2 protein-coding genes and 1 pseudogene are annotated in these 5,472 nt (G+C 40.3%); 2 read left to right on the top strand and 1 reads right to left on the bottom strand.

Going from position 1 to position 5,472, the window contains the following annotated elements; translation table 11 throughout:
* Positions 1 to 110: 110 nt before the first annotated feature.
* A pseudogene (locus tag ACE01T_RS17100) lies at positions 111 to 1,238 on the top strand (sensor domain-containing diguanylate cyclase); the annotation flags it as partial.
* Between the two features lie 21 nt (positions 1,239 to 1,259).
* On the opposite strand, the gene ACE01T_RS17095 reads toward ACE01T_RS17100, so the two are convergent.
* Entirely contained in the window at positions 1,260 to 3,827 is a 2,568-nt protein-coding gene (locus ACE01T_RS17095) for a bifunctional diguanylate cyclase/phosphodiesterase (protein WP_395519753.1), read from the bottom strand.
* A gap of 619 nt (positions 3,828 to 4,446) precedes the next feature.
* Here ACE01T_RS17095 and ACE01T_RS17090 point away from each other — a divergent pair.
* A complete protein-coding gene (locus tag ACE01T_RS17090) occupies positions 4,447 to 5,361 on the top strand; it encodes a cation diffusion facilitator family transporter (protein ID WP_166171961.1) in 915 nt (304 codons plus the stop codon).
* Positions 5,362 to 5,472: the final 111 nt, after the last annotated feature.

Raw genomic sequence — 5,472 nt, 5'->3', positions numbered from 1 at the left:
TGTGTCACCTTTTGATTTTGAAGCAATGTACTATGATAAAATTAACCCATTAGGTCAGGTGGCCTAACTTAAATAAAAAGTCTCCGACAAACCTGGTACGGTTCAGTATTTATATTTCTCCCCCTTATTGGTCAGTGAGACATAATCTGGTGGTACTCTTGTCTCAACCGATCTATGACCGCAATAAAAAATATCAGGGCATGGTGGGGGGCACGATTTATTTACAAAAAAATAATCTGATCCAGAAAATGCTTTCTACCGAATATGACTTTAAGAAAAGTTATATGTATGTCATTGATCAGGATAATCGAATTATTTTTCATCCCGATCCGAGCAGAATCGGAGAAAAAATTATCAATAATACCGGGCTGGATTATATGATCCGTACTCGCATGGGAAGTGTCCGGTTAATCAATAGTCGGGGAATCGAGAATTTGGCAGGTTTTGCCTACATTCCCAGTGTGAACTGGATTGTCGTCTCCCAGCAACCGACGGAAGAGTTGTTTAGGCAGGCTAACGTTATTCTTTTAAAAGTCTCAGTCGGCATTTTAATTTTTTATATTTTTATTTTTATTATTGTCTGGAGAATGTCGCGCTTTATTTCTTCACCGTTAAATAGCTTGGCAAAAATGGCTAGTATGCTCAATCAGCCTGACATTCAGGAGAACATTAAACAAGTTGATCCTTGGTATTTTGAGGTTTTAAAGTTTAGAACCTCATTGTTACTCAGTTCGCAAACCTTCAGTGAGAAGATTGCTGAATTGCGTCAACATGTGAATACTGATCCACTGACCGGTTTATATAACCGGCGGGGGATGCAAATCTTCTTAAAAGAAATGATGAACTTAGGACGAGATTTTGCTGTGCTAGCGATTGATATCGATTATTTTAAGCAGGTGAATGATCGCTATGGTCATGGTCAAGGAGATGCCGTTTTAAAAACCCTGGCCAGCTTGATGAAAAATAATTTCAGGGATGAAGACATCTGTTGTCGGATAGGAGGAGAGGAATTTATTGTATTAATGACGACTTCAGATACGAAGGTTGCTTATAATGCTGCGGAACGTTTAAGAAAAACAATCGAATCTAGTAACTTCAATTTTATCGAACCTATTACCATATCTGTTGGAATTGCCTTTTGGCCTAAAAGCTCAGATGATGTGACCGAGGTTTTTAAAATGGCTGATAATAAACTTTATCAGGCTAAAAATAACGGACGCAACTGTATCTGTTATTAGGCGGAGAGAGCGTATTGAGTTTTATACCAATTCTACCCGTTTATAATTAAGCTTGAGCTCGCTAAGCGAAGCGGGGTGAGCAAAATGGTAACCTTGAAAATGGTCACAATCATAGTTTTTTAAAAACTGTGCCTGAGCTTGAGTTTCTATGCCTTCAGCAACCACTTGTAATCCAAGTTGATGAGCCATGACAATAATTGCAGCGACAATCGCGCCATCTTTCTCATTTTGAGGTAAATGTTCAATAAAACTGCGATCGAGTTTTATCTCATCCACAGGTAAAGTACGTAAATAACTCAGGCTGGAGTATCCTGTGCCAAAGTCATCGACAGAGACTTTGATGCCCAAGTCACGAACAGCCTTTAAAATTTCTAACGAACGGTCAGCACCTGCGATTAACATGGTTTCGGTAACTTCAATTTTTAACAACTCGGGCTGCAACTGGGTATCTGCCAGGGTTTCTTGTAAGTCATGTAAAAAGCCGGTGCGCTTAAACTGTAGCGGGGAAAGATTGACAGCTACACTCAGATTAGTGCCATTTTTCTTGTTCCAATCGACGATATCCTGGCAGGCTTGCTGTAATACCCATTGGCCAATCACTACAATTTGACCGGTTGTTTCAGCAAATGGAATAAACTCTGCTGGAGAGATGGAACCTCTTTGCGGATGCTGCCAACGAATCAAGGCTTCTACACTTTTTAATTGTCCTGAGTCAGCATCAATAACCGGTTGATAGACTAACCTGAATTGTTTTTCTTCTACGGCAACCATTAACTCATGGCGCATCAGCACATAGTCGATTTTCGGAATGCGCGTAGAGTTAAAAGCATACCAATGCCAGGTATTGCCCCCTTCTTTTTTCGCTTCACTCATCGCATCTATGGCATGATGCAGCAATTCGTTAGATTTTTCTATTTGAGGATCATCATCTGCAATGCCAATACTTGCACTAATATGGATTTTATGACCATGAATATTAAATGGAGCGGATAGACTTTTTAAGACTTGCTCTGCAAGCACAGCGACCTGTTTTAAATCATCACATTTATTTAGCAGTATGCCAAATTCATCTGCTGAAAAATGCGAAATGATATGCTCTTCTGGGATAACCTGACGCAGACGATTGGCTACAGCTATCAAAAGTTGATCACCAATGAAGTGGCCCAAACCTTGATTTAAAGGCTGGAAGCCATCTAGATCCACATACATGACAATGAGTGATCGGTGATTGTCATGGTGCAAATGGAAGGTCGTATCCAGTATTTCTTCAAAGGTATGATGATTAATTAATCCGGTTAGACTATCGTGGGTCTGCTGACGGGCGATATATTCGCTATTTGCCCGCTGTTGGGTAATATCTTGCTGAATTCCAATAAAATGGGTGCAAAAATTTTTGTCATCAAAAACCGGCCCCAATACCAGCTGATTCCAGAACCAGCTGCCATCTTTACGATAGTTTTTTAGGGTGATCTGGATTTCTTGCTGTTCTTGAAGTGCGTTGCGTATTTTATCAATTGTCTTCGGGTCGGTATCAGGACCTTGCAGAAAACGACAGTTCTGACCTAGCACCTCTTCTTTTTTATAACCGGTCAGGCTTTCAAAAGCAGGATTAACATATTCAATAGCATGCTGTGCAGAAGCATTGGTCAGCACGATGCCATGAGGATTCGCATCGACACTACGTTTCAGTAAACGTAACATTTCTTCGGTTTCATGCCGCTCGGTAATATTACGGGCGATCCCAAATACACCGACCACCTGCTGAGCTTGTTGAAGAGGTAAATAAGTGAGGTCTAGCCAGTAACATTCCCCCAAGGCATTCTTTGCCTGAATTTCCAGGTGTTGGCTGTTGCCTTGCAAGGCCTGTTCAAATGCAGTTTGAACTATAGCTTGAAAGTTAGGACAGATAAATTTTGAGAAATGTAAGCCCCGTGTCTGTTCCGGATTTAATTTGGTGAGGTCTTTAGAAGCAAGATTAACATCCAGAATAATGCCTGCAGGATTATGTTCAAAAATGGCATCGGGATGGTAAGTGAAGAAAGACCGATATTTGTCATTTAGCGCCAGTCTCTGTTGCCGTTCTGCATGCAGGTCCATACTCAAGGCAACTAAAGACGCGGCATGAGTAATCAGTTTAATATGAGTAGAGCTTGGACACTTGGGAGAACGGTAATAGGTTGCAAAGGTTCCATAGAGGGTTCCCTGCGCATTAATAATCGGCATTGACCAACACGCGTTGAGATTCTCTTCTTGAATCAGGCTATGGAAAGCTTCCCAGTTGGGGTCAATCGCTAAATTTTCACAAATCACCAGTTTGCGGTGAAAAGCTGCCGCACCACATGCTCCCACATGTGGACCTATTTTTAGATTAGAGACCGTTTCTATATATCGGTTGGAAAAATGCTGGCTACCACTAATTAAATTTAAAGTTTGTTCTGTTTCAGAGTACAACATAATGGAGACCATTGAATCTGGTATCCGGGCTTCTAGCCATTCACTGACCATCTGAAATATGAGGCTTAACTCAGCATGCTGCCCAATTAAATTAAAAATAGATTGAGTATCTAAATAACTCGCTGTTTGACTCATATAGTTTGCCACCCTAGAGTTGTATTGCGCATTTTGGATAGATTCTCAACGAAATTTTGTAAAACTGGATCTAAATGTGAATGATTACCCTTATTTAAATACTATAACAAAAATGCGATAACCTTCACATATTATTATCTAAAAGTATTATCGATATCAGGTTTTAATTTAAACAGGTTGGCTAAAAAATATTCTCGGTTATAATCATCAGGACTGAAACAATGGTCTGTTAACGTATCAACAGCTTATTCATGCGTTTGCATTGCAACAGTATATGGTCCTGAAAAGCAAAGATACGCTGCAAATTGTATCTGGCAGAATACAACCTATAATGGAGAGATCATTACAACAATAGCACTCATCACCTCGGTCTTTTTCAGCGTATTACATTCCTTTTTATTTGAATATTGAAAATATCGACATTTAAAACATACTCAATCATCATTCAAATTAAGTTGAACTCAGGTAGTTTGGGACAATGGGGTTATTTCTCTCTTTTCTACTTGCAAATACCTTGGCATGCCTTGTTGAAGAAAAATGCGTGCTTGATAAAGCTCATACCCCATCATACTGATATATAATCGATAATAATCAAGTGAACTGAGCGACTGGAGCAGCGATGTCTGTACAGCATTTTGACGATGACACCCATGAAGATGATTTAATTAGTCCAGAACAGCGTGCTCAGGCAGCGAGTAAAACCACTTGGGTGAGTGTAGGGGTTAACCTGGTTTTATCGATCTTTCAGATTGTGGTCGGGATTTTTGCCAAGTCCCAAGGCCTGATTGCAGACGGTATTCATACCCTCAGTGATTTGGTGGCTGATTTTATTGTACTGTTTGCCAACCATCACAGTAAAAAAGAGGCAGATGACGATCATCCTTTTGGTCATTACCGCTTTGAAAACGCAGCCTCTTTTATTCTAGGCTTGCTTTTGTTGGGAGTCGGCATTGGAATGCTGGTCATGGCAACCAATAAAATTCTCAATCCGGAACAGATTCCGAAAGTACAGTCAGTGGCCTTGTATATCGCCATGCTGGCCCTGGTAGGCAAAGAATTATTGTTTCGTTACATGCTGAAAGTTGCCAAAAAAGTCAAATCAAGTATGTTGGTAGCGAATGCATGGCATGCCCGTTCTGATGCCGCTTCATCTTTGGTGGTGCTGGTCGGGATTGCAGGAAACTTGTTCGGTTATCCTATTCTTGACCCGATTGCTGCCCTTGTGGTCGGTTTGATGATTATTAAAATGGGGTGGGAATTTGGCTGGCAAGCATTAAGTGATTTGATGGACCGGGCGGCAGATGAACATGAAATTCAGGCCATAGAACAGACTTTCCTTTCCACTGAAGGTATTCAAGGCGTGCATAATATTCGGACCCGTAAAATGGGAGATATGATTATCGTAGATGCACATATTGAGGTAGATGGAAATCTGAGTGTTCGTCAAGGACATGATATTTCAGTGAATGCGAGAAATCTGGTGATGAAGAAGCATCAGGTGATTGATGTCATTACTCATATGGATCCTGTTTGATTTATCCTGAGAGCCTATCCAGTATTAATTTCATTCTTTTTTAGCACTTAAAAAAAGAATTTGTTAAAATTATTCAATGAGAAAACCATATCCCAGCGACATTAGTCGAGA

The organism is Acinetobacter uliginosus (genome assembly GCF_044130295.1).
Classification (GTDB): domain Bacteria; phylum Pseudomonadota; class Gammaproteobacteria; order Pseudomonadales; family Moraxellaceae; genus Acinetobacter.
Note: the sequence above shows the minus strand (reverse complement) of the source record. Positions and strands in the feature narration are given on the sequence as shown.

Coding starts and splice junctions, on each gene's coding strand:
- ACE01T_RS17095 (WP_395519753.1), bottom strand. CDS start 3,827: ATGAGTCAAACAGCGAGTTATTTAGATACTCAATCTATTTTTAATTTA.
- ACE01T_RS17090 (WP_166171961.1), top strand. CDS start 4,447: ATGTCTGTACAGCATTTTGACGATGACACCCATGAAGATGATTTAATT.